This is a genomic window from Vibrio sp. SG41-7 (genome assembly GCF_014164465.1).
Classification (GTDB): Bacteria; Pseudomonadota; Gammaproteobacteria; order Enterobacterales; family Vibrionaceae; genus Vibrio; species Vibrio splendidus.
The window spans coordinates 40,110-63,857 of the sequence record NZ_JACJFF010000021.1 but is presented as its reverse complement, the minus strand read 5'-3'; the positions used below and the strand labels follow the sequence as shown (position 1 = coordinate 63,857).

At 44.4% G+C, this 23,748-nt stretch carries 20 protein-coding genes; 7 read left to right on the top strand and 13 right to left on the bottom strand.

Annotation, left to right across the window (positions count from 1 at the left end; translation table 11 throughout):
* Positions 1-115: 115 nt before the first annotated feature.
* The gene (locus tag H5300_RS08415) at positions 116-3,499 is read right to left on the bottom strand and encodes an AraC family transcriptional regulator (RefSeq protein WP_182795773.1); all 3,384 of its coding nucleotides are present in this window, start codon (positions 3,497-3,499) and stop codon (positions 116-118) included.
* A gap of 247 nt (positions 3,500-3,746) precedes the next feature.
* Entirely contained in the window at positions 3,747-4,631 is an 885-nt protein-coding gene (znuA, locus tag H5300_RS08410) for a zinc ABC transporter substrate-binding protein ZnuA (RefSeq protein ID WP_017079474.1), read from the bottom strand.
* An 83-nt stretch (positions 4,632-4,714) separates the two neighbouring features.
* Between znuA and znuC the strand changes: the two genes are divergently transcribed.
* Both znuC and znuB read left to right on the top strand, forming a co-directional pair.
* On the top strand, positions 4,715-5,494 hold the full coding sequence (gene znuC, locus H5300_RS08405; RefSeq protein WP_004734207.1) for a zinc ABC transporter ATP-binding protein ZnuC: 780 nt from the start codon (positions 4,715-4,717) through the stop codon (positions 5,492-5,494).
* Positions 5,494-6,279 (top strand): zinc ABC transporter permease subunit ZnuB, encoded by a 786-nt coding sequence (gene znuB / locus H5300_RS08400; protein ID WP_004734208.1) that lies wholly within the window; start codon positions 5,494-5,496, stop codon positions 6,277-6,279. The genes znuC and znuB overlap by 1 nt, the downstream gene beginning before the upstream one ends.
* A 175-nt stretch (positions 6,280-6,454) precedes the next feature.
* Here the strand turns inward: znuB and sucD are convergent, their stop codons facing one another.
* From sucD to sdhC, 8 genes are all read right to left on the bottom strand, one after another.
* Positions 6,455-7,327 carry a succinate--CoA ligase subunit alpha gene (gene sucD / locus H5300_RS08395; RefSeq protein WP_004734209.1) on the bottom strand — a complete coding sequence of 291 codons (873 nt, stop codon included), beginning with the start codon at positions 7,325-7,327 and terminating at the stop codon, positions 6,455-6,457.
* Positions 7,327-8,493 (bottom strand): ADP-forming succinate--CoA ligase subunit beta, encoded by a 1,167-nt coding sequence (gene sucC, locus H5300_RS08390; RefSeq protein ID WP_004734210.1) that lies wholly within the window; start codon positions 8,491-8,493, stop codon positions 7,327-7,329. Before sucC ends, sucD begins: the two co-directional genes overlap by 1 nt.
* A gap of 206 nt (positions 8,494-8,699) precedes the next feature.
* Positions 8,700-9,908, bottom strand: coding sequence for a 2-oxoglutarate dehydrogenase complex dihydrolipoyllysine-residue succinyltransferase (gene odhB, locus H5300_RS08385; protein ID WP_004734211.1), 1,209 nt, complete (start codon positions 9,906-9,908; stop codon positions 8,700-8,702).
* A gap of 21 nt (positions 9,909-9,929) precedes the next feature.
* Positions 9,930-12,749, bottom strand: a complete 2,820-nt coding sequence (sucA, locus tag H5300_RS08380; RefSeq protein WP_017079473.1) for a 2-oxoglutarate dehydrogenase E1 component — start codon at positions 12,747-12,749, stop codon at positions 9,930-9,932.
* 97 nt (positions 12,750-12,846) lie between these two features.
* Positions 12,847-13,560, bottom strand: a complete 714-nt coding sequence (locus tag H5300_RS08375) for a succinate dehydrogenase iron-sulfur subunit (RefSeq protein ID WP_004734213.1) — start codon at positions 13,558-13,560, stop codon at positions 12,847-12,849.
* Positions 13,561-13,572: 12 nt separating this feature from the next.
* Entirely contained in the window at positions 13,573-15,339 is a 1,767-nt protein-coding gene (sdhA, locus tag H5300_RS08370) for a succinate dehydrogenase flavoprotein subunit (protein ID WP_102486341.1), read from the bottom strand.
* Positions 15,340-15,687, bottom strand: a complete 348-nt coding sequence (gene sdhD / locus H5300_RS08365; RefSeq protein ID WP_004734215.1) for a succinate dehydrogenase, hydrophobic membrane anchor protein — start codon at positions 15,685-15,687, stop codon at positions 15,340-15,342.
* A complete protein-coding gene (gene sdhC / locus H5300_RS08360; protein WP_012604532.1) occupies positions 15,681-16,073 on the bottom strand; it encodes a succinate dehydrogenase cytochrome b556 subunit in 393 nt (130 codons plus the stop codon). Before sdhC ends, sdhD begins: the two co-directional genes overlap by 7 nt.
* Positions 16,074-16,487: 414 nt before the next feature.
* On the opposite strand from sdhC, the gene H5300_RS08355 reads away from it, so the two are divergent.
* On the top strand, positions 16,488-17,777 hold the full coding sequence (locus tag H5300_RS08355; RefSeq protein WP_004734217.1) for a citrate synthase: 1,290 nt from the start codon (positions 16,488-16,490) through the stop codon (positions 17,775-17,777).
* 136 nt (positions 17,778-17,913) lie between these two features.
* Here H5300_RS08355 and H5300_RS08350 read toward each other — a convergent pair whose 3' ends face one another.
* Positions 17,914-18,672, bottom strand: a complete 759-nt coding sequence (locus H5300_RS08350) for a Nif3-like dinuclear metal center hexameric protein (RefSeq protein ID WP_182795772.1) — start codon at positions 18,670-18,672, stop codon at positions 17,914-17,916.
* Positions 18,673-18,761: 89 nt separating this feature from the next.
* Here H5300_RS08350 and H5300_RS08345 point away from each other — a divergent pair, with 89 nt between their 5' ends.
* Positions 18,762-19,520 carry a DUF1853 family protein gene (locus H5300_RS08345; RefSeq protein ID WP_182795771.1) on the top strand — a complete coding sequence of 253 codons (759 nt, stop codon included), beginning with the start codon at positions 18,762-18,764 and terminating at the stop codon, positions 19,518-19,520.
* Between the two features lie 137 nt (positions 19,521-19,657).
* Here the strand turns inward: H5300_RS08345 and pgm are convergent, their stop codons facing one another.
* The gene (pgm, locus tag H5300_RS08340; RefSeq protein ID WP_182795770.1) at positions 19,658-21,304 is read right to left on the bottom strand and encodes a phosphoglucomutase (alpha-D-glucose-1,6-bisphosphate-dependent); all 1,647 of its coding nucleotides are present in this window, start codon (positions 21,302-21,304) and stop codon (positions 19,658-19,660) included.
* 92 nt (positions 21,305-21,396) lie between these two features.
* Complete coding sequence (gene seqA, locus H5300_RS08335) at positions 21,397-21,936, bottom strand: replication initiation negative regulator SeqA (protein WP_004734221.1); 540 nt, start codon at positions 21,934-21,936, stop codon at positions 21,397-21,399.
* A gap of 93 nt (positions 21,937-22,029) precedes the next feature.
* Here seqA and H5300_RS08330 point away from each other — a divergent pair, with 93 nt between their 5' ends.
* The 3 genes from H5300_RS08330 to fldA all read left to right on the top strand — a co-directional run bounded on the left by H5300_RS08330 (position 22,030) and on the right by fldA (position 23,709).
* Positions 22,030-22,791 (top strand): alpha/beta fold hydrolase, encoded by a 762-nt coding sequence (locus tag H5300_RS08330; RefSeq protein ID WP_102450870.1) that lies wholly within the window; start codon positions 22,030-22,032, stop codon positions 22,789-22,791.
* Between the two features lie 108 nt (positions 22,792-22,899).
* Positions 22,900-23,118: a DUF2788 domain-containing protein gene (locus tag H5300_RS08325; RefSeq protein WP_182795769.1), complete on the top strand. Its 219-nt coding sequence runs from the start codon at positions 22,900-22,902 to the stop codon at positions 23,116-23,118.
* Between the two features lie 57 nt (positions 23,119-23,175).
* Complete coding sequence (gene fldA / locus H5300_RS08320) at positions 23,176-23,709, top strand: flavodoxin FldA (RefSeq protein WP_004734224.1); 534 nt, start codon at positions 23,176-23,178, stop codon at positions 23,707-23,709.
* Positions 23,710-23,748: the final 39 nt, after the last annotated feature.

Genomic DNA, 23,748 nt, shown 5'->3' with positions numbered 1-23,748 from the left:
CTCGTATCTCGTATCTCGTATCCCGTATCTCGTAGAAGCATAAAAAAGCCCCAACACGAATGTCGAGGCTTAGAGTATCTTTATCTATGTGGAAGTAGAGTAAATCCGCAGCTCACTACTCTTCGCTATTTTCAGCAAACTTAGATGGCGACATACCAAAATGGTGCTTAAACCTTTGACTGAAATAGGAAGGGTCATTGAAACCAGAATCAAACGCGACGTCTGAGATCTTCTCTCCCGCAAGTAACCGCTCACACGCATGCTCTAAACGCTCTTCATTCAAATGCTCTTTAAAGGTCTTGTTATAAGCCGATTTAAAGCGTCTCTGTAAGCTTCTCTCAGACATGAACAAGTACTTAGCAGCAGTTGCAGTACTGAACTCTGCATCGGCGTAGTTTTCGCTCACAAGCTGCGACACTCTGTTTTTCCACTCTTGTTCAGCACTCAACCTTTGTTGCTCTGGCGTTGAAGCGGCAAGCTTAATGGTTTCAATCTGCTCAATGGTGCTGGCTTCCAGATTATCCAGCACTTGATATTCAATCGGCCACGAAAGCTGAACCTTATTTTGATAGTCAGAAACAAACGCGTTCAGCTCACCACCACTCTGATTCATCAATAGAGGTAATTTTTCGATATTTAGATCAGTCGATTTTCCGGTGTTGTCACCCATGCTTGATGCCAATTTAGGGAAAGGCATCCCATGATCTCGAATCGTAACGACAAGATGCTCCTTCACTTCTTCAACCAGAACCACCATGCTTTGTGACTTAAAGTTTCTCTTGATGATGCTCGCAACCAAGTTGTTGAAAATAATATCGAGATTAAAATACAGCAAGGATACGTATCGTTGTTTGGTATCAACTCTAATATCCAGTTCAATACCCGCTTTGGCTAAATCATCTTGCCAAGCTTTGAGTACCGCTTCTAAGATCAAAATTATATCGTAACTGACCTTCCCTTCTCCTTGAGGTGTATTACTCAATTGAGCCAAGCCATTTTTCAGCGTTAAGATTGGTGACTTGCCTTTCTCATCATTCCAATTCGGGAGCATCGCAGCAATATGATTAACTTCAGATGAAAGTTCATTTGCTGTGTGCGATACAAGCGCACTCTTAACTGATAGCTGCTTTTTAAGCTGTTGATTGGTCGTCAACAGAATGCGACTTTGGTGCCTCAGTTGATCGGTTTTTAATGCAACTTGCGCTTTTAGGTGTCTATTGGCAAAAGTGACATAACGCGAACGCCAAAAAACCAAGATAGTCACAACACCAATCAGCAGTGCCAGAGAGCTTGCGGCAGCCCAATTGCTCAGATACCAAGGCTCAGCGATTGAGAAGCTTTGATTCGTTGACACAAAGCGATAATGCGAGTCCTTAACGGGTTTAACTTCCAGTGTATAGTCCCCCGGAAGAAGATGGTCGAGCGTTAACAAGCCTCCTTCAAATTCACTCCAAGGTTCATCGTCGCTCAGGCGATACTCCATCGCAGGGGCAAACGTCGCAGGTAGGATGCCCAACTTAAAACTCATGGATGAACCATAAGGGATTTCATCCAAATCAGCAGTCTTACCACCAAGTGATACGGTTTGCTGATCAACACTGATCTTACTCAGCAATGCTCGACTATGAGGTGTTGTTGATACCAATAACTCATCAGATAACGCACTGACTACGCCATACTTTGATCCAAAAATAAGCCTCGTAGATTGGCTGCCTTCGCTGTCAAACAAGGCACATGCCCCTGCCGCCAGTTCATTGGTGATCAAGCCAAATGGTGAACCGATATGTTTATGCAGTTGCCCATCCAGTCCGTAATAGCTGATACCTTTCGAAGAACCTAACCACACACCATTGTCATCGCTTATTAAGCAATTTGGGCTAATATTGTCTTCAACAAGCGTGACCTCTTGAATAATAGAGCTGTCATAAGGGATTCGATACACGCCATAACTACTCGCAAACCATTGAGCCCCATCCTTCGCTTTTTCAATATCGACCACTTTGCCAAATCGTTCACTTGAGCGACTAAAACTAATCCGTTTATCAATAAAAGAGTAGAAGCCGTGGTCAGTGCCTATATAAATACGACCTTGTAACCCTATATTGAGAGCAGTGATTTTTGCTGGCAAAAACTTATCAACTAACCAGTCAGTACCGTACCCCGTCAGCTTCATGGTTTCGATAGATAACGAATAAAGGTCTTGCCCCGATGTTATCCAAAGTACGTTATCAGCTTGAAGCGCAAAGTTCTCAACGTGTACCCCTTTGATAGACCTTGGTAAACCGATCACTTCAGGCTCTAACGTATCGGTATTAAAACTAATAATGCCTTCTTCTGTAGCCAACCAAATAGAAGAACCAAAGACCTCAAAGTCCTGTACCGAGTTGGAGTAAACACGAATTGGACTAGCTTTGCTTTGAGCATCGACCAAATAGAGGCCCATTGAGGAAGCAACCCAAGATAATTGTTCACTAACCGGCTGTACTTTGTTTATCACGACACTACTTGAGTGCATTCCCATACCCGTTAATGGCGTTCTTGAGAATGTCTTACTGAACAGTGAGAAATATCGGATGCCGTTATTTGTCGCAACCCACATCCCACCAGCATGGTCGTTGATTAACGAATATATTTTCTCTCCCGGTAACGAGAAATCTTGATTAGCGGCTTGTTCGAATCGTGTAATTTGACCCGTAATGAAGTTGTAACTAATGAGTCCATGCTCTGTGCCAATCCAATATTGGTCTGAAGTTTCAGCAAGCGAGAGAACGTGCGACCCTTTTATTTTGTTCTCTTTATCTGGATTCGCGAGATCAACAATCACAGCACCATTTAAAGTACCGATCACTAACTCTCGTCTAGCATTAGAAAAATAAACCGTCTCAATATGGTGCTTATCTGATGCAGTGATGTGAGTAAACTCTTGCGCCTCGGAAAGGTAAGCTCCTGAACTGGTCGCGAGTACCCACTTTGACAACACCCACTCCGCATCGTTAATCGCAATATCACTGCTATTGTTGTATCGATACAGTTTGAGTAGTGAGTAGGTGGTAAATTCTAAAGATTGAGTGTTGTAAGTATAAAAATTACTGCCATCTGTGACCCAAATATAATCACCTGATGAGCCGATATTCGCGATCTCAGCGCCGGGGCTTAAACTAAACGCAAGCTCATTGCCAATACCAGGGTTATGTCGGTAAACCTCATTATCAAAAAATGTCCAAAACTCATCGTTAAGAAACGCGACTCTTTCTGAAGAAAATTGCAGAAGGCTGCCCTTTCGCGGGAATAGGGTTCGGCCATCATAAAAGAGTACTTTTCCATGGACATCATGAACCCATAGCCCGCCACCGGCACCTAAGTACAAGTTTTTAGCCGCAAGAAAGTTCCCTTGCGCTTGAACGGGCAAAGGATAGAAAACGGAGGGTGATGTATTTACCGCGAGAACGCTAAATGAAATGCTCATTAACATGAACATTCTGAAGATAATTCGATGCAACTTTTCATCCTGAACAGCAATAACACATGAAATTATGGTGTCCACAACGTCTTATCGCTGCTGAACCAAAAATCCAGTTTTTTTGTGCTTATTATTATCTTTCTATTTTAGCGGAAATTAACAAAGGAGAAAGGAGGTTTGCTATTTGTTGAGAGGTTTTATCTTAGCGGTCACGAAAATGCCGCAAAAAGCGGCATGATTCATAAATTAACGAGAGCAAAGTGTCGTTAGGAATATTGGTTATTGATTACTTAGCACTCAAGCAGCTGGTGTAGCTGTCTGTAAGTTGCTGAAGAAAATCGAAATAACTTCCACTCTTCACTTCAACCTGTGAACCAACAGGATCAAGTTGCCCTTGCTTAGCATTGCTTCCGCGAGTCACCGATTCGATCACAGCCGGTGTAAATTGAGGCTCTGCAAATACACATTGAACATTTTCACGCACCAAGGTTTTCTTGATAGCTATCAAGCTTTTTGCACCCGGTTTGCGCTCTGGGCTCACGGTAAAGTGACCTAAGTTATTTAACTCAAACTCCTGTTCGAAGTAGCCGTACGCATCATGGAATACGTAGTAACCTTTGTCTTTCACTGGCGCAAGTTGTTCATTAATTGACTGCTTCTTCTCTTTCAAAGCAATCAAGAATGAGTCTAGGTTCTCTTGATACGCCATTGCGTTATCAGGGTCAGATTCAATCAACTTAGCTGAGATATATTTTGCCGCGACTTCAACTTGGTCGATGCCCAACCAAAAATGCGGGTCATGGCTACCATGGTGATGTCCTTCATGAGCATCGTGATCTTCATGCCCAAACTCTCTCAAGTTGATTCCAGGAATCTCACTGATCTTGATAACATTTTCTTTTGAACCAATCACCTTAGTCAAAAAGGCTTCTAGGTCAGGGCCGAACCAGATAACCATATCGGCACTGTGAACTTTTTTGACATCCGATGGCTTAAGCGCATAATCATGCGGCGAAGCATTGCTGTTCATCAACACATCCGGCTCACTAACGCCTTGCGTTAATTCTGTCACAATCATTTGAATCGGTTTAAAGCTTGTTAGAATAGTATTGGCACTTGCGACACTTGGCGCTAAAAGCAAAGTAGCAAGTATAAAAGATGAACGTGACATAATCCCTCGATAATAGAAAAGTAGCTTAGGCTTGAGGTAAATGTTACATTATAACATTAGCGAATTGCAAATGAGTTCTATTCATGGATAACTTAATCCAACTAGATTCTGTGAGCGTCGAATTTGACGGTCGAAAAGTTCTAGACAACATCTCTCTAAATATAGAGCGCGGCAGAATCACCACCCTCATTGGGCCAAACGGTGCAGGAAAGTCGACATTAGTCAAAGTAGTACTGGGTTTACAAACTAAATTTTCAGGCACAATAACAAAAGCTAAAAAACTGAAAATTGGCTATGTACCACAAAAATTAAAGCTCAATGATTCCCTACCGCTCAACGTAGAGCGTTTTCTAAAGCTCACTGGCAAGTTCAGTCAGCAAGAGATCCTTGAAGCATTGAAGCTCGTTGGTGCTGAACATCTGCAGAAGAGTAACATGCACCAGCTATCCGGCGGTGAAAACCAACGTGTGCTGATTGCTCGTTCATTGCTAAGAAGACCAGACCTACTGGTTCTTGATGAACCTGCTCAAGGCGTTGATGTACAAGGGCAAATAGACCTGTATGACCTGATTGACACCATTCGTCACCGCTTTGGTTGTGCCGTATTTATGGTTTCACATGACCTGCATTTAGTGATGGCCAAAACAGACGATGTTATCTGTTTGCACCATCACATCTGCTGTTCAGGCGCACCTGCAGACATCAAACACCACCCTTCGTATATTGCGCTCTTTGGCACCGCGACCCAAGAAACACTAGCGTTTTATCATCACCAACACGAACATCACCATCATGATCTTGCAGGCCAGCCTGTCGAAGGCGACGTGCATGAATGTTCAAACCATAAACACGGACACCACTAATGCTTGAGTTTCTTCTTCCCTCTATTTTGGCGGGTTTGGGTATTGCGCTAATTGCAGGCCCATTAGGGTCGTTCGTGGTATGGCGTAAGATGGCTTACTTTGGTGACACGCTTGCTCACGCTTCTTTGATGGGCTTAGCACTTGGCTTTCTGTTCAACATTAACTTGTATTTCGCGCTGCTGATTTGTTGTTTGATGCTGGCCGTGTTGCTAGTGACTTTACAAAAACAAAAGCTAGTCGCGACCGATACCTTACTGGGTATATTGGCGCACAGTGCACTCTCTTTAGGCCTTGTTGCTGTCAGCTTCTTAGACAATGTGCGTGTCGATCTAATGAGTTACCTATTTGGTGACTTGCTTGCGGTCTCTCCAACAGATTTGGTGTTCATCTACGCGGGTGCTGCAGTGATTGGTTTAGTGCTTGCGATATTTTGGCGACCACTGCTTTCAACGACAGTAAATGAAGATCTTGCAGCAGTAGATGGCATCAACATTGACTTAATGCGCCTAATCCTGATGTTGCTGGTTGGTATCGTGATTGCGGTCGGTATGAAGTTTGTGGGTGCGTTAATCATGACCTCACTACTTATCATTCCAGCAGCAACGGCAAGAAAATTCGCCAATACACCCGAACAAATGGCATTCCTCGCCTCTGTAATTGGTTCTATCGCTGTGTTCGGAGGGTTGAGCTTGTCTTGGTTCTATGACACGCCAGCCGGCCCGTCTGTTGTTATTAGTGCTGCGGCAATGTTTATGCTGTCTCAAATGTACAGAACCCGCGCCTAAAGTGAAAAGTCGAGATTCATTCTGGCTTTTAACAACACAACAGTTGGTGCGGCAGTCGTTTATAAAAGAATCGTTTACAAAAAAATCGGTCAAAAAAGAAAAAGGCTTGGTCAATGACCAAGCCTTTCTTATATCGTTCAGTTAGCTTCTATCTCGTTAGATAAAAGCCAGCTGATTACCAACCCGTGATTTCACGTAGGCCTTTACCGATGTCAGCAAGAGACTTAACAGTCTTAACGCCTGCTGCTTCTAGCGCTGCGAATTTATCTTCAGCAGTACCTTTACCGCCTGAGATGATTGCGCCAGCGTGGCCCATACGTTTACCCGGAGGAGCAGTAACACCAGCGATGTAAGATACAACTGGCTTAGTTACGTTTGCTTTGATGAACTCAGCAGCTTCTTCTTCCGCAGTACCACCGATCTCACCAATCATTACGATTGCTTCAGTCTCTGGGTCTTCTTGGAAAAGTTTTAGGATATCAATGAAGTTTGAACCTGGAATAGGGTCACCACCGATACCAACACATGTAGACTGACCAAAGCCTTCATCTGTTGTTTGCTTAACTGCTTCGTACGTCAGAGTACCTGAACGAGATACGATACCTACTTTACCCTTCTTATGGATATGACCAGGCATGATACCAATCTTACACTCGTCTGGAGTGATAAGACCTGGACAGTTAGGACCGATCATGCGAACGCCAGTTTCTTCTAGCTTCACTTTAACGTCGATCATATCTGTTGTAGGGATACCTTCAGTGATCGTTACGATCAGTTCGATACCTGCATCAATCGCTTCTAGGATTGCATCTTTACAGAAAGGAGCTGGTACGTAGATAACTGTTGCTGTTGCGCCAGTTACTTCTACTGCTTCACGTACTGTGTTGAATACTGGAAGGCCTAGGTGAGTTTGACCACCTTTACCAGGTGAAACACCACCAACCATTTGCGTACCGTATGCGATAGCTTGGTCTGAGTGGAATGTACCTTGACCGCCAGTGAAACCCTGACAGATTACTTTAGTGTCTTTGTTAATTAATACAGACATTATTTAGCCTCCGCAGCAGCAACAACTTTCTGAGCAGCATCTGTTAGAGATACAGCAGCAATGATATCAACATCAGAATTAGCAAGTACTTCGCGACCTAGGTCTGCGTTTGTACCTTCTAGACGAACAACGACAGGAACTGTTACGCCAACTTCTTTAACTGCACCAATAATACCTTCAGCGATCATGTCACAACGAACGATGCCACCGAAGATGTTTACGAGTACTGCTTTAACATTGTCATCAGAAAGGATGATCTTGAATGCTTCAGCTACACGCTCTTTTGTTGCGCCGCCGCCTACATCAAGGAAGTTTGCTGGCTTGCCGCCGTGTAGGTTTACGATATCCATCGTACCCATAGCAAGGCCTGCACCGTTAACCATACAGCCAACGTTGCCATCAAGTGCTACGTAGTTCAGTTCCCACTGAGCTGCGTGCGCTTCGCGCTCGTCTTCTTGTGAAGGATCGTGCATTTCACGAAGCTTTGGCTGACGGTACATTGCGTTTGAGTCAATGTTGATCTTGCCGTCTAGACAAAGAAGGTTACCTTCATTTGTAATAACAAGCGGGTTAATTTCTAGTAGAGCTAAGTCGTACTGAGCGAACATTTCACCAAGACCCATGAAAATCTTAACGAACTGTTTAATTTGATCGCCAGCTAGGCCAAGTTTGAATGCCAATTCACGGCCTTGGTAAGCTTGAGGGCCAACTAGAGGATCGATCGCAGATTGGTGAATCAACTCTGGAGTTTCTTCAGCGATTTTCTCAATGTCCACGCCGCCTTCAGTTGACGCCATGAATACAATTTTACGAGTTGCACGGTCAACAACAGCACCTAGGTAAAGCTCGTTAGCAATGTTCGATGCTTCTTCAACTAGGATCTTTGTTACAGGCTGACCATTAGCGTCTGTTTGGTAAGTCACTAGGTTTTTACCTAGCCACTTTTGTGCAAACTCTTTAACGCCTTCTTTAGTGTCATGTAGCTCTACGCCGCCCGCTTTACCGCGACCACCAGCGTGTACTTGACACTTAACGACTTTCTTGGCTGTACTGATACGACCTGCAGCTTCGAAAGCTTCTTGTGCTGTATCACATGCGAAACCTTCTGGTACAGGCAAACCGAATTCTGCAAACAGCTGTTTGGCTTGGTATTCATGCAAATTCATTTTGATATTCCGTTTATTTTCCCTTAAGGGATTATTATTTCCATAACGACACAGTTTCCTGTGGTACGTCTGTAGGGTCTTCTCAAATCAACTGCTGTCCATTTTCTAATGGCTTTACAGTTCAAGTGAAGGCCAGACGTTGAGCAGCCTAGCCTTTGAAACTTTTTACGTCTAGCTAACGAGGTTAACTAGACGTTTTAGCGATACTAAACGTCTAATAACAGACGTGCAGGATCTTCTAGAAGCTCTTTGATAGTCACTAGGAAGCCAACTGATTCACGGCCATCGATTAGACGGTGATCGTAAGAAAGCGCTAGGTACATCATTGGTAGAATTTCTACCTTGCCATCAACAGCCATTGGACGATCTTGGATTTTATGCATACCCAAAATTGCCGCTTGAGGCGGGTTGATGATTGGCGTAGACATTAGAGAACCAAATACACCACCGTTTGTGATAGTGAAGTTACCGCCCATCAGTTCATCAACAGTTAGCTTGCCATCACGGCCTTTGATTGCTAGCTCTTTGATGCCTTTTTCGATGTCAGCAAAACCTAGTGTGTCACAGTCTTTCAGTACTGGAGTCACTAGACCGCGTGGCGTAGATACCGCCATGCTGATATCGAAGTAGTTGTGGTAAATGATATCTGTACCATCAATCGAAGCGTTAACTTCTGGGAAACGCTTCAGCGCTTCTGTTACTGCTTTCACATAGAAAGACATGAAACCAAGACGCGTATCGTGACGCTTCTCGAATTGGTCTTTGTACTGCTTACGAAGGTCCATGATTGGTTTCATGTTCACTTCGTTGAAAGTAGTCAGCATTGCTGTGCTGTTCTTCGCTTCTAGAAGACGGTTTGCAACGGTCTTACGTAGGCGAGTCATAGGCACGCGCTTTTGGCTACGAGCCGCTGCTGGCGCTTCAACTGCTGGCGCAGATGCTGCTACCGGAGCCGCTTTCGCTGCTGCTAGGTGCGCGTCGATGTCTTCACGAGTAATACGACCACCAACACCAGTGCCTTTGACGTCAGCTGGTTGTAGGTTGTGTTCTGCAAGAAGACGACGAACAGCTGGGCTTAGTGCGTCGTTGCTTTCTTCTGTCAGTGCCGCTTTGTGGCGCTTATCAGGAGAAGCTTCTGTATCTTCAGTGGTATCTTTCGTTGGTTCACCAGCGACAGCACCAGGTTTGATCTTTGCAAGAAGCTGCTTAGAAAGTACCGTAGCACCCTCTTCTTCTAGGATAGCTTCCAGAACACCCGCTTCAGGAGCAGGTACTTCTAGAACTACTTTATCTGTTTCGATGTCTACAATGACTTCATCACGTGCAACGGCTTCGCCTGGTTTTTTGTGCCAAGTCGCCACTGTTGCATCAGCCACAGATTCAGGTAAATCTGGAACCAGAATTTCAATTGTCATGTGCGTATTTTCCTTTTACTTCTAGTTCTTAAGTAGGGTCAAAGCGTCGTCAACTAACGCTTTTTGTTGTTTCAAGTGTACCGACATATAGCCAACAGCTGGTGATGCTGATGCAGGACGACCTGCATATTGAATATCAGCACCCACTGGAATAGCAGCTCGGAAATTATGTTGGCTACTGTACCAAGCACCTTGGTTTTGTGGCTCTTCTTGACACCAAACGTAATCGACTACATTTGTGTACTGTGCGATTGCAGCTCTCACGTCCTCGTAAGGGAACGGGTAAAGTTGCTCAATACGTACAATAGCGACATCGTCTTGCTCGTTCTTACGTCTTTGATCAAGCAGGTCAAAGTAAACCTTACCTGAACAGAACACGACGCGTTTTACGTTCTCAGGAGCCAGATCATCAATTTCTGCGATAGCTGGTTGGAACGTACCTTCTGCTAAATCTTCCATAGAAGACGTACATAGAGGGTGACGAAGCAATGACTTAGGTGACATTACGATCAGTGGACGACGCATTGGTCGAACAACCTGACGGCGAATCATGTGATAAACCTGTGCCGGTGTTGAAGGAACAACAACCTGCATGTTTTGTTCAGCACATAATTGAAGGTAACGTTCAAGACGTGCAGATGAGTGCTCTGGGCCTTGGCCTTCATAGCCGTGAGGAAGCAGCATAGTTAGACCACATAAACGTGCCCACTTTTGCTCACCTGACGAAATGAATTGGTCGATTACAACTTGTGCACCGTTTGCGAAGTCACCAAATTGTGCTTCCCAAAGGGTTAGACCGCTTGGTTCTGCCGTTGCATAACCATACTCAAATGCGAGTACCGCTTCTTCAGATAACACAGAGTCAAATACTTGGAATGGCCCTTGTTTATCATGAATGTTCGCAAGAGGAACATACGTGCTTGCATCTGATTGATTGTGCAGTACTGAGTGACGGTGGAAGAACGTACCACGACCTGAATCTTGGCCTGAGATACGAATACGCTTACCGTCATCAACAAGTGTTGCGTAAGCCAGAGTCTCGGCCATACCCCAATCGACTTGTTTCTCACCATTCACCATGGCAGTACGATCGTTGTACAGTTTGTTTACTCGGCTTTGCAGCTTGTGGCTGTCTGGGTATTGGCAAAGTTTGCTACCAAGCTCTTTCAGGCGCTCGATGTCAATCTTGTTGTCCCATTCGATGTTCCAGTCATGACCTAGGTAAGGTGACCAGTCCACTGAGTGAAGTGCCATTGGGCGCCACTCTTTAACCACAACTTCACCGTGATCAAGTGCATCACGATATTCGTTAACGAGTTGTGTTGCCGTATCAATACCAAACTCACCGCGTTCCATTAGCACGTCAGCATAAAGCTTACGTGGCGTTGGATGCTTCTTGATTTTTTGGTACATCAAAGGCTGCGTTGCATTCGGCTCATCGGCTTCATTGTGACCGTGGCGACGGTAACAAACCAAATCAATAACAACATCACGCTTAAACGTATTACGGTAATCTAATGCAAGACGCGCTACGAAAGCGACAGCTTCTGGATCATCAGAGTTAACGTGGAAAATCGGAGCCTGAACCATCTTCGCGATATCGGTACAGTACATCGTAGAACGTGTATCGCGAGGGTTAGACGTTGTAAAACCAACTTGGTTATTTACAACGATACGAACCGTACCACCTACACAGAAACCACGAGCTTGAGACATGTTGAACGTCTCTTGTACTACACCCTGGCCAGCGATAGCTGAATCACCATGGATAGTAATTGGAAGTACGCGGCTGCCATCTTTATCGTCTAGACGATCTTGGCGAGCACGTACCGAACCGATAACTACCGGGTTTACGATTTCTAAGTGAGATGGGTTAAATGCAAGTGCTAAGTGAACGTTGCCGCCTGGTGTTGCGAAATCCGCAGAGAAACCTTGGTGGTATTTCACATCACCAGTGCCCCACGAGTCATCGCTGTGCTTGCCCGCAAACTCGTCAAACAGGTCTTGTGGCTTTTTACCAAGCACATTGACCAGCATGTTTAGACGACCACGGTGAGCCATACCAACAACAACTTCACGCATGCCTTGTCCACCTGCATGACGAATAATTTCCTTCGTCATTGGGATCAACGCATCACCACCTTCCAACGAGAAGCGTTTTGCGCCTGGGAATTTAGCACCAAGATAGCGCTCAAGACCTTCAGCAGCAGTTAGCTCTTCTAGGAAAGCTTGCTTTTCTTCTTTATCGAAAGAGGGTTGACCAGAAACAGACTCTAAACGTTGTTGGATCCAACGCTTTTGCTCTGTGTTAGTCATGTGCATGTATTCAGCACCAATCGAACCACAATAAGTTTGCTTTAAAGATTTGTACAAATCTCGAAGCACCATCGTCTCTTGGCCAATGGCGTAAGAGCCGACGTTAAACGTCTCATTGAGGTCATCTTCGGTAAGAGTGTGAAAAGAAGGATCCAGTTCAGCGACTGTATCTCTTTCCCATAAACCTAGGGGGTCTAGATTTGCTGATTGATGCCCTCGGAATCGATAGGCATTAATAAGTTGCAGAACCTTTACTTGTTTCGCATCGACATCTGGATCACTAACTTGGACACTGTAATGCTTTGTTTCTTGAGCGAGTCGACGGAAGTATTCACGAACACGAGAGTGTGGTTGTTCCACTGCTTCTGAAGCTTGCACAGGCAATTCTTCAAAAACACTTCTCCATTCGTCACTTACCGAATCGGGGTCACTTAGATACAGTTCATAGAGTTCTTCTACGTACGTTGCATTGGCGCCAGCCAAGTGTGAAGACTCGAGCCATGCCTTCATCACGCCGTTGTGCATATTTTCCCTTAACCAGTAGTTTTCACGTTTGCTGCGGTCTATGCCGAGCTATTAAAAGGCCGCCCCAAAACTTCTAGGGCGGCAATTTTTATATAACTTAAACCGAACGATTCACAAGCATGGTCTTGATGTGACCAATCGCTTTCGTCGGATTTAATCCCTTAGGACAAACACTTACACAATTCATGATGCCATGGCAACGAAAAACGCTAAATGCATCATCAAGATCGGACAGACGTTCGTCTGTCGCCGTATCTCGGCTATCTATTAGCCAACGGTATGCTGCAAGCAGGCCAGCTGGTCCGATGAACTTATCTGGATTCCACCAGAATGATGGGCACGAAGTCGTACAACATGCACACATGATACATTCATACAAACCATCTAAATGAGCACGCTCATCAGGGCTTTGTAGGTTTTCACGAGCCGGTGGCACATTGCCATCAGACACTAAGAACGGCTTAACTTTTTCGTAGTTATCGTAGAACTGAGTCATGTCTACGATTAAATCACGCACGACAGGCAAACCTGGAAGTGGGCGAATTACGATTTTATCTTGGCCAGTAAGAGCAGACAGAGGCGTAATACACGCCAATCCGTTTTTACCATTCATGTTCAAGCCATCAGAACCACATACACCTTCACGGCATGAACGACGGAATGAAATCGTTGGATCTTGCTCTTTCAAAAGAATAAGCGCATCCAAAAGCATCATGTCAGAGCCTTCTTCCACCTCTAGGGTGTACTCTTTCATGTAAGGCTTCTGGTCCACATCTGGGTTGTAACGGTATAAAGAGAAATTCAGTTTCATGGTCATATCTCCTTAGTACGTACGTGCTTTCGGCGGGAATGCTTCACGATGGATAGGTTCCATGTTCACGCCACGCTTAGTCATACTTTCTGATTCTGGGTTGTAAAGTGAGTGGCATAGCCATTGCTCATCATCACGGTCTGGGAAGTCAAAACGAGCATGCGCTCCACGACTCTCTGTACGGAAGTTTGCTGCAACCGCAGTTGCGAATGCCGTTTCCATCAAGTTTTCAAGTTCTAAACACTCAATACGTTGCGTGTTGAACTCTGTCGACTTGTCTGAAAGGTGTGCATTCTTAAGACGCTCACGAATCACTTTAAGCTCTTCTAAGCCATCAGCCATCGCTTTACCTTCACGGAATACAGAGAAGTTGTTCTGCATACATTGCTGAAGATCTTTACGAATTACCGCAGGGTCTTCACCGTCTGTACTGTTTTCCCAACGATTGTAGCGCTCTAGTGAACGTTCAATGTCGGCTTCAGTTGCAGGTTTTGCTTCAGCTTGCTTATTCAGCGTCTCACCAAGGTGAAGACCTGTCGCACGACCGAACACAACCAAATCAAGTAGCGAGTTGCCACCTAGACGGTTTGCACCATGTACAGATACTGAAGCGATTTCGCCACAAGCGAATAGACCTTGAATTTCAACGTCTATACCGTCTTCAGTTTGTTTGATTGCTTGACCAGAAACCTGTGTAGGAACACCGCCCATCATGTAGTGACACGTTGGGATTACAGGAATTGGTTCTTTAACTGGATCAACGTGAGCAAACGTACGAGAAAGCTCACATACACCCGGTAGACGAGACTCAAGCGTCTCTTTACCTAGGTGATCAAGTTTCAGCTTAATGTGAGGACCCCATGGGCCATCGCAACCACGACCTTCACGAATCTCAACCATCATCGAACGAGCGACCACATCACGACCTGCTAAATCTTTAGCATTCGGAGCATAACGTTCCATGAAGCGCTCGCCGTCTTTATTGAGAAGGTAACCACCTTCACCACGACAACCTTCTGTTACCAAAACACCTGCGCCAGCGATACCCGTTGGGTGGAACTGCCACATTTCAATGTCTTGCATTGGAACGCCAGCACGAATTGCCATACCAACACCGTCACCAGTGTTAATGTGTGCATTCGTTGTTGATGCATAGATACGACCAGCACCACCAGTAGCAAGGATTGTTGCCTTCGCTTTGAAGTAGCAAACCTCGCCCGTTTCCATACAAAGCGCGGTAGTACCTAAGATTGCACCATCTTCGTTTTTAACAAGATCCAGTGCATACCACTCAGAGAAAACCGTCGTTTTGTGTTTAATGTTTTGTTGGTAAAGCGTGTGTAGCAGTGCGTGACCAGTACGGTCGGCTGCAGCTGCGGTACGAGCCGCTTGCTCACCACCAAAATTCTTAGACTGGCCACCAAACGGACGTTGGTAAATACTGCCGTTATCAAAACGAGAAAATGGAAGACCCATTTTTTCTAATTCGATAACCGACTCAGGGCCATTTTTACACATGTATTCGATAGCATCTTGGTCGCCGATGTAATCGGAACCTTTTACCGTATCGTACATGTGTTGTTCCCAGTGATCTTCATGCGCATTACCAAGAGCAACGGTTATACCACCTTGCGCAGATACAGTATGAGAACGAGTTGGGAAAACTTTAGAAAGCAACGCACAAGATAGGCCTTGCTCAGAAATTTGTAGCGCGGCGCGCATACCAGCACCACCAGCGCCAATTACTACAGCATCAAACTCACGAACAGGAATAGTCACTTACGCACCCCACAAAATAAACAGACCAGAGAAGAAATATCCTAGAAGAACCGCAACAACACCGACTTGAAGACCAACGCGCAATTTTGCACATTTGATGTAGTCAGTTAGTACTTGCCACAAGCCGATCCACGCGTGAACCAAAATTGAAGTAAGCGCCAACATGGTGAAGACTTTAGTGAAAGTACCACCAAAGAATTGCGTCCAAGATGCGTAAGAAATATCACCTGAGAAAGCACAGAAGCTCACTAGGTAGATAGTGTAAAGCGTCATAATGATGGCTGTTGCACGAATCAATAGATAATCATGCACACCATTACGACCAAAAGTAGAAACGTTGTTTACCATACTAAGATCCCCGCTAGTAGAGACAATACCGCTGTTGCTGCGAATGCAACCTTCGCGCTCTTAGCGCCAGATTCCAGCTCTTCAAAGTGACCAAGGTCCATAAGAAGGTGACGAATACCACCAGCAATGTGGTAAGCCAAAGCGGTTAAAATGCCCCACAGAATAAACTTCACGAAGAAACCGTCGACAATGTCGCTAGCTTCCATAAAGCCTACAGGGGAAGAGAGGGAAATGGATAGTAACCAAAGCAGAATTCCGATCGCAACAAAAGTAATCACCCCAGACACACGGTGTAGGATGGAAGCTATTGCTGTGATAGGAAAGTGGATGGTCTGTAAATCTAAATTAACAGGTCTTGTCTTTCTTTCTTTCACGGGCTCGCTCACTCAGCTCCATTGAGCATGATGGTCATTAAATAACCTTATGTATTGTTATGGACAAAATTTGATTGCAAACCTTCAAAATTTAACATTAACTTAACAAATAACGTAAGTTGAGCCTTAGATAATTGTAAAATAATTGTTAACAGCTAGGTTTCTGAAGACACCTCACATTTCTTCTTAGCCTTGCATTTATAAGGTTTTAACCAAACTTTTCAGCGCCACTATACGGCTGGCAACATTCTAATACAATTGATGCAACAAATAATGCTACACAGAACAGATTTTTAACGAATTTAATGTAAAAAACACTAACAAGTGCACACAAAGCTGCAGAAAAATTGACTTTCTCACGTAAGACCAGTAAAAAAATGGCACATAAACATCCTGGACGGATTAATAATAACAAAGGAGATTGTTATGGCGGATAAGAAAGCTACCCTTCATATTGAAGGTCAAGCACCGATCGAATTGCCGATTACAGAAGGTGTACTTGGTACTCCGGTCATCGACGTTCGTACACTGGGTTCTAATGGTTTTTTCACTTTTGATCCTGGTTTTCTTGCCACTGCATCTTGTGAATCGCAAATAACTTATATTGACGGTGGAAAAGGTATTCTTCTACACCGTGGTTATCCAATTGATCAACTGGCCAATAACGCTGATTACTTAGAAGTTTGTTACATTCTTTTATACGGCGAAGCCCCTTCTCGAGCTCAATACGAAGAGTTCAAGACGACAGTCACACGTCACACCATGGTTCATGAGCAAATTGCTAGTTTCTTCCACGGTTTCCGCCGTGATGCTCACCCAATGGCTGTTATGTGTGGTGTGGTAGGTGCGCTTGCTGCGTTCTATCATGATTCACTAGATGTTAATAACGACACACACCGTGAAATTGCGGCATACCGCCTAATTTCAAAAATGCCTACACTGGCTGCAATGTGTTACAAATATTCTATCGGTCAACCGTTTATCTACCCGCGCAATGACCTAGGCTACGCAGAAAACTTCCTACACATGATGTATGCAAACCCATGTGAAGAATATGAAGTAAACCCTGTTGTGGCTCGCGCAATGGACAAAATCTTTACGTTACATGCTGATCACGAACAAAATGCTTCAACGTCAACGGTTCGTTTAGCAGGTTCTTCGGGTGCAAACCCATTTGCTTGTATTGCTGCTGGTATCGCTTCTTTGTGGGGTCCTGCTCACGGTGGTGCTAACGAAGCTTGTCTAATGATGCTTGAAGAGATCGGTAGCGTAGACAACATTGAAGAATATGTAGCAAAAGCAAAAGACAAAGATGACCCATTCCGCCTAATGGGCTTCGGTCACCGTGTTTACAAGAACTACGATCCACGAGCAACGGTAATGCGTGAAGCGTGTCACGAAGTACTTAAAGAGCTAAACATTCAAGATCCACTACTAGACGTAGCAATGGAACTTGAGCGCATCGCTCTTTCTGATGAGTACTTTGTTTCTAAGAAGCTATACCCGAACGTAGATTTCTACTCAGGTATCATTCTGAAAGCGATCGGTATTCCAGTATCTATGTTCACAGTAATCTTCGCGATGTCTCGTACTATCGGTTGGATTGCACACTGGAACGAAATGCACAGCGATCCGACGAACCGTATCGGTCGTCCTCGTCAGTTGTACACTGGTGAAGAACAGCGTGATTTCCAAGCTCTACACGAGCGCGAATAGTAAAGTTTCGACTTTTCTAATCGATTGAAATCAAAAAGGGTTGATGTATTAACATCAACCCTTTTTTGTCTTCCAGTATTTCGTATCACTTCAATGAAGGTACAAATATCCAGAAAGTCATAATCTCTAAACGTGGTTACACTGGATTATCAATATCGATAAATTCTACGTCTAAGCCATGTTCTTTCGTTAGCCATTCACCTAGCGCTTTCACACCATAGCGTTCTGTTGCATGGTGGCCTGCGGCAAAGTAATGAATGTCTTGCTCACGTGCAGAGTACGTTGTGCGCTCTGAAATTTCACCAGAGATAAATGCATCAATACCTTTAGACGCAGCTAACTCAATGTAGTCTTGACCACCACCAGTGCACCAACCGACAGTCGTAATCATTTTATCTTGGCTTTCTGGAGCGATATGTAATGGCTTGCGGTTCAAAGCTTGGCCAATCTTTTCTGCGAACTCCGCACCAGTTATTGGTGAACTCAACTTACCAAACATCGCAACTGATTGTGGGTGCCCTTCTAAACCGCCTTCAACTTCGATATCAAGCAACTCAGCAAGCTTGGCGTTGTTGCCTAACTCAGGGTGAATATCAAGAGGCAAGTGGTAACCCAAAAGGTTAATGTCATTTTTAATCAGAGTCCGAATGCGCTTACCCTTCATACCACGAATGGCTTCTGACTCACCTTTCCAAAAGAAACCGTGATGGACCAATAAAGCGTCTGCGTTCAGTTCTACCGCTTTATCAATTAATGCTTGAGAAGCTGTCACACCAGTAACAATGCGCTTCACTTGCGAAGTACCTTCCACTTGAAGACCATTAGGACAGTAATCTTTAATCTGCTGTGGCTGAAGTTTTTCGTTAAGTAGCTTTTCTAATTGTAAGTTATTCATTTTTTTTCCAGCTTAACTTTATAATAACGTCGTTATATCAATTTACGGGTAGAATGTCGAAAGCCCCACGATGAGTTTATGAGGAACCGATGACAGCACTGCAACGTTTTTACCAATGGGTCATCGACTCACCGCCGTTACTGAAAATTAAGCCACCAATTTCCGATCTTGGTGCATTCTTAAGCACCCATACCATCGACTCATCACACACTTATAACGGAAACCCAAGGTTAGGTTTCCTCTACCAGCATCTATGTGAACAAGTCATTGAAGCCTCACCTGATTATTCGGTCAAGTACGATGAGATTCAAATTAATGTTGAGGGAAGAACACTCGGTGCTATCGACTTTATTCTTGAAAAAGAGAACAACCAAAAGCTGCAACACTGGGAAGTCGCGATCAAGTTTTACCTGCTCCATGAACAGACATGGTTTGGTTCTAACTCTCATGACCAATTGGATAAGAAGTTAGACAGGATGCTCACCCATCAACTTGGCATGTCCTCTTCAACGGCGTTTGTGGAGCAATATCCAGAGATCGATGTCGACTCAAAACATCTCCTCATGCAGGGTCGTCTATATACAAATCCATTCTTAGATCAAAAAGTACCTACTGAATGTTTGGGTTATGACATTAATTCAAGCCAAGTAAACGGTTTTTGGTGTTATCAAAACCAAGCCCATTTAATTACTGACGTGCTCTACCCTCTCACCAAAGAGCAATGGGCAGCTGGCGCTGATGACTTCACCTGTGAACCTATCACCGAGTTTGGTGATCGCTTCGTTCATGGGCAAACTAAATCAGGGCAGTTTTGGTTTGTGATGCCACAAAGTTGGCCACACGGATAGTATAACCTACTCAGTTGTACAGTAATTCAACCACCTAGCCTTAGCCGCTTTACCCACGAGCTGATATAAAAAAGGGCTGATGCTTTCACATCAACCCTTTCACTATTTACCTTGTGACTCTACTAATCGGTATTCGATTATAGGCCAGCAGCTGCAAATACTTGATTAACAATCTCTTGAGCTTCTGCTTCGATTGCTTTCAGGTGCTCTTCACCTTTAAAGCTTTCACAGTAGATCTTGTAGATGTCTTCTGTACCTGATGGACGAGCAGCAAACCAACCGTTTTCAGTCGTCACTTTTAGGCCACCAATCGCAGCGCCATTACCCGGAGCGTGCGTTAGGCGTGCAGTAATTGGGTCACCAGCCAGCGTCTCAGCAGAAACCATCTCTGGAGACAGCTTCTTAAGTACGTCTTTTTGTGCACCATTTGCTACCGCTTGAATACGGTTATACTTAGACTCACCGTGTTTAGCAGCAAGCTCTTCGTAATATTCTTGTGGGTTCTTACCCGTTACTGCTGTGATCTCAGCCGCAAGCAAACAAAGAATTAGGCCATCTTTATCTGTTGACCAAGGCGTTCCGTCTTTACGTAAGAATGATGCGCCAGCACTCTCTTCACCACCGAAACCAAACTGACCGTTGTATAAGCCGTCAACGAACCATTTGAAACCAACTGGCACTTCGCAAAGTTCACGGCCTAAGTCAGCAACAACACGGTCGATTAGTGCACTTGATACTAGTGTTTTACCCACTGCAACGTCTTTGCCCCAACCTTCACGGTTACGGTATAGGTAGTCAATACAAACCGCTAGGAAGTGGTTTGGATTCATCAAGCCTTTTGGCGTAACAATGCCGTGGCGATCGTAATCAGGGTCGTTACCAAACGCTAGTTGATAGTCATCTTTAAGCGCCAGTAAGCCTGCCATTGCGTACGGAGAAGAACAATCCATACGAACCACCCCATCTTTGTCTAGAGACATAAATTGGAACGAAGGATCAACCGCTTCACTGACCAGAGTAAGATCTAGGTTGTACGCTTTGCCAATTTGACGCCAGTAATCAATACCGCTGCCACCCAGAGGATCAACACCAATCTTGATGTTTGCTTTCTGGATCGCTTCCATATCAACCACGTTAACCAAGTCAGCAACGTAAGGAGCAACTAAATCAACTTCTTTCACTAGCTCAGACTGTTTAGCCTGTGCGATAGGAGTACGCTTTACACCTTGCATTTGCTCAGCAATGATGACGTTCGCACGATCTTCAATCGCTTGAGTTAGCTCAGCCTCAGCAGGGCCACCGTGTGTCGGGTTGTATTTAATACCACCGTCTTGTGGTGGGTTATGCGACGGCGTGATAACAATGCCGTCCGCTTTTTTATCATTCACTAGGTTGTGCGTAAGAATCGCGTGCGAGATACCAGGTGTTGGAGTAAAGCCATTTTTTTCTTGAATAATAACTTCAACACTGTTGGCTACAAGCACTTCGATTACAGTAGAAAACGCAGGCTCAGAGAGAGCGTGAGTATCTTTACCTAAGAAAAGAGGCCCTGTTGTACCTTGCTCAGCACGAACTTCAGCCACCGCTTGTGCGATCGCTAGGATGTGGTTTTCATTAAATGTTGATTTGTCTGCTGTACCACGGTGACCTGAAGTACCGAACAGTACTTTGTGGTCTGGGTTAGTAGCATCCGGTTGCTGTAAGAAATAGTTAGCCACTAAAGCCGGAATATTATGAAGATCTTCCTGCTGAGCTTTCTGCCCAGCACGAGGGTGCATAGCCATTTTTCGACATCCTTATATATAAAATTTAAAAACAAAAAAACCTCATAATATCTTCTTATCCATGGATATTATGAGGTTTAAATCAGATTTCGTTAAATTGAACCTGTTACTTTTTCTATCAATTCTGCTTGGAAACTCATGCGGCTCATAAGCTGTTCAACCATTTGTCTTTTACGGCTAGTGTTATTATTAGTTATAACCCAAAAAGGACTTTGTGGAATGGCTTTAGGCTTAGTTGTGTTGCCGTTTGCTAGCAAGGTCTCTTCGTTGTCTGCAAAGTAAACACGCTTGCGGCCTTTTACTTGAGTTGCTTCTGAAAAGCTTAAAGGGTCGATTTTATGCAGTGTCGATAACACAAGCATGAAACGATCAATGGCTTTCTTCAGTGATGCAAACTCATCTGATATTAGTAGTGAGCGCATTTCTTTAACACCATCGAACTTCTCTGGAGTAAAGCCTACCTCTTTGCTAACAACGATACCTTTTGGCTCAACGATCTCTTCGATCGGAACCATGCCTTGGCTATCAACCTGTAATAAGCGGCGCAGAATATCTGAAGCGCTTTCGCCAATACGTTCTGTCTGACCCGCAATAAAACGGTATAGGTCCTCATCAACCTCAATTGTTTTCATTCGCTTTTCACAATCTCAATGTTTAAACTCAGGGGGATTATAGCGAGATCCGCGCGGATACTCTACGTCAAACCCACCATGAATAAGATAAAAATGTCAGTACAGCTCAACTATAAATTAGAAGGTGCGGGTCACACCATTGTTTTGATCCATGGATTATTCGGTAATCTGGACAACCTTGGCTTGCTCGCTAGGGATCTAAAAGCCGATCACCAGGTACTTAGTATCGATCTACGCAACCACGGCCAATCCTTCCATAGTGACACTCACAGCTATAAAGCAATGGCACAAGATGTGGCTCAACTACTGAATGATCTTGAGTTAAATGATGTCACTGTGATTGGTCATTCCATGGGTGGCAAGGTAGCGATGGCGCTGACACAACATCTTACGCTGCATAAATTGATTGTCTTGGATATGGCACCAGTCGCGTACACCCAAAGTCGTCACGACAACGTATTCGCCGGCCTACAAGCCGTGATAGAAGAAAAACCGACCTCACGCTCAGACGCGCTTAAGATCCTCGCAAAACATATCGAAATTGATGGGGTTCGCCAGTTCTTGACCAAATCTTTGTTCAAAACGGAACAAGGCATCATGGAATGGCGCTTCAACGTTGCTTCGTTATTGAGCAACTATCCACAAATTATTGGTTGGGAACCGATCGAGAAAACCTCGGTCAAAACCTTGTTAATAAAAGGTGGGGATTCTGATTACCTCACAGCTGAGCATCAAACCGCCGTTCAACAGCAGTTTTCCAACGCAAAGGCTCATGTTATCGCTAACACGGGACACTGGTTACACGCGGAAAAGCCAGCTGAAGTACTCCGTGCAATAAGAAAATTCATCGCTTAGATAGGTTGATTAGTCGATATAAATGAGAGCTGTGTAATCACAGCAGATTAACTTTATCTCACAACAGTGATATAGTGCGCCCAAGCAAATTTGGTATATAAGGTTCCCATGCTTTACGACTACATGAACATCATTGAATCTATTGGTTTAGATCTTCTGTTTGCCGCGATTTTCTTTCTAATCGGAATGGCAATTAAAGACGTTCTAAAGGAAGGAAATGTTCCTGCATTTGGTCGTCGCATCGTATGGTTAGTACTTTTCCTTGGCTGCGAAGGTTTTATCGCAAAAGGGATAATCCAACTAAGCTGGGAAGGAACTGGAATCTAACGATTTCCTCCGAACTTTATTACACCGACAACAGACAAAATGAAAGGTAATGATTCTATGGCAAGTGTAGGTCTCTTCTTTGGTAGCGATACAGGTAACACTGAAGCTGTTGCTAAGATGATTCAAAAGCAATTGGGCAAGCAGCTCGTTCAAGTTCAAGACATTGCAAAAAGCAGCAAAGAAGATATCGATAACTTCGATCTACTGCTGCTTGGTATCCCTACGTGGTACTACGGCGAAGCACAATGTGATTGGGACGACTTTTTCCCTGAGCTAGAAGCTATTGATTTTTCAACTAAGCTTGTTGCTATCTTTGGTTGTGGCGACCAAGAAGATTACGCAGAATACTTCTGTGATGCTATGGGTACTATCCGTGACATCGTTGAAGCGAAAGGCGGTACTATCCTAGGTCACACATCAACTGAAAGCTACGAATTCGAAGCATCGAAAGGCTTAGTTGAAGGCGATGACAGCCAATTCGTTGGTCTATGTATCGATGAAGACCGTCAACCTGAGCTAACTGATGAGCGTGTATCTAACTGGGTTAAACAAATCCACGAAGAAATGTGCCTAGCAGAGCTAGAAGACTAATTCTCTACCGATTGTTAATTGTTACAATTAATGACCGAT

Coding starts and splice junctions, on each gene's coding strand:
- znuB (WP_004734208.1), top strand. CDS start 5,494: ATGCTTGAGTTTCTTCTTCCCTCTATTTTGGCGGGTTTGGGTATTGCG.
- H5300_RS08345 (WP_182795771.1), top strand. CDS start 18,762: ATGACAGCACTGCAACGTTTTTACCAATGGGTCATCGACTCACCGCCG.
- H5300_RS08375 (WP_004734213.1), bottom strand. CDS start 13,560: ATGAAACTGAATTTCTCTTTATACCGTTACAACCCAGATGTGGACCAG.
- sdhD (WP_004734215.1), bottom strand. CDS start 15,687: ATGGTAAACAACGTTTCTACTTTTGGTCGTAATGGTGTGCATGATTAT.
- pgm (WP_182795770.1), bottom strand. CDS start 21,304: ATGGCTATGCACCCTCGTGCTGGGCAGAAAGCTCAGCAGGAAGATCTT.
- znuC (WP_004734207.1), top strand. CDS start 4,715: ATGGATAACTTAATCCAACTAGATTCTGTGAGCGTCGAATTTGACGGT.
- H5300_RS08355 (WP_004734217.1), top strand. CDS start 16,488: ATGGCGGATAAGAAAGCTACCCTTCATATTGAAGGTCAAGCACCGATC.
- sucD (WP_004734209.1), bottom strand. CDS start 7,327: ATGTCTGTATTAATTAACAAAGACACTAAAGTAATCTGTCAGGGTTTC.
- H5300_RS08350 (WP_182795772.1), bottom strand. CDS start 18,672: ATGAATAACTTACAATTAGAAAAGCTACTTAACGAAAAACTTCAGCCA.
- H5300_RS08325 (WP_182795769.1), top strand. CDS start 22,900: ATGCTTTACGACTACATGAACATCATTGAATCTATTGGTTTAGATCTT.
- fldA (WP_004734224.1), top strand. CDS start 23,176: ATGGCAAGTGTAGGTCTCTTCTTTGGTAGCGATACAGGTAACACTGAA.
- znuA (WP_017079474.1), bottom strand. CDS start 4,631: ATGTCACGTTCATCTTTTATACTTGCTACTTTGCTTTTAGCGCCAAGT.
- odhB (WP_004734211.1), bottom strand. CDS start 9,908: ATGACAATTGAAATTCTGGTTCCAGATTTACCTGAATCTGTGGCTGAT.
- H5300_RS08330 (WP_102450870.1), top strand. CDS start 22,030: ATGTCAGTACAGCTCAACTATAAATTAGAAGGTGCGGGTCACACCATT.
- sucA (WP_017079473.1), bottom strand. CDS start 12,749: ATGCACAACGGCGTGATGAAGGCATGGCTCGAGTCTTCACACTTGGCT.
- sucC (WP_004734210.1), bottom strand. CDS start 8,493: ATGAATTTGCATGAATACCAAGCCAAACAGCTGTTTGCAGAATTCGGT.
- seqA (WP_004734221.1), bottom strand. CDS start 21,936: ATGAAAACAATTGAGGTTGATGAGGACCTATACCGTTTTATTGCGGGT.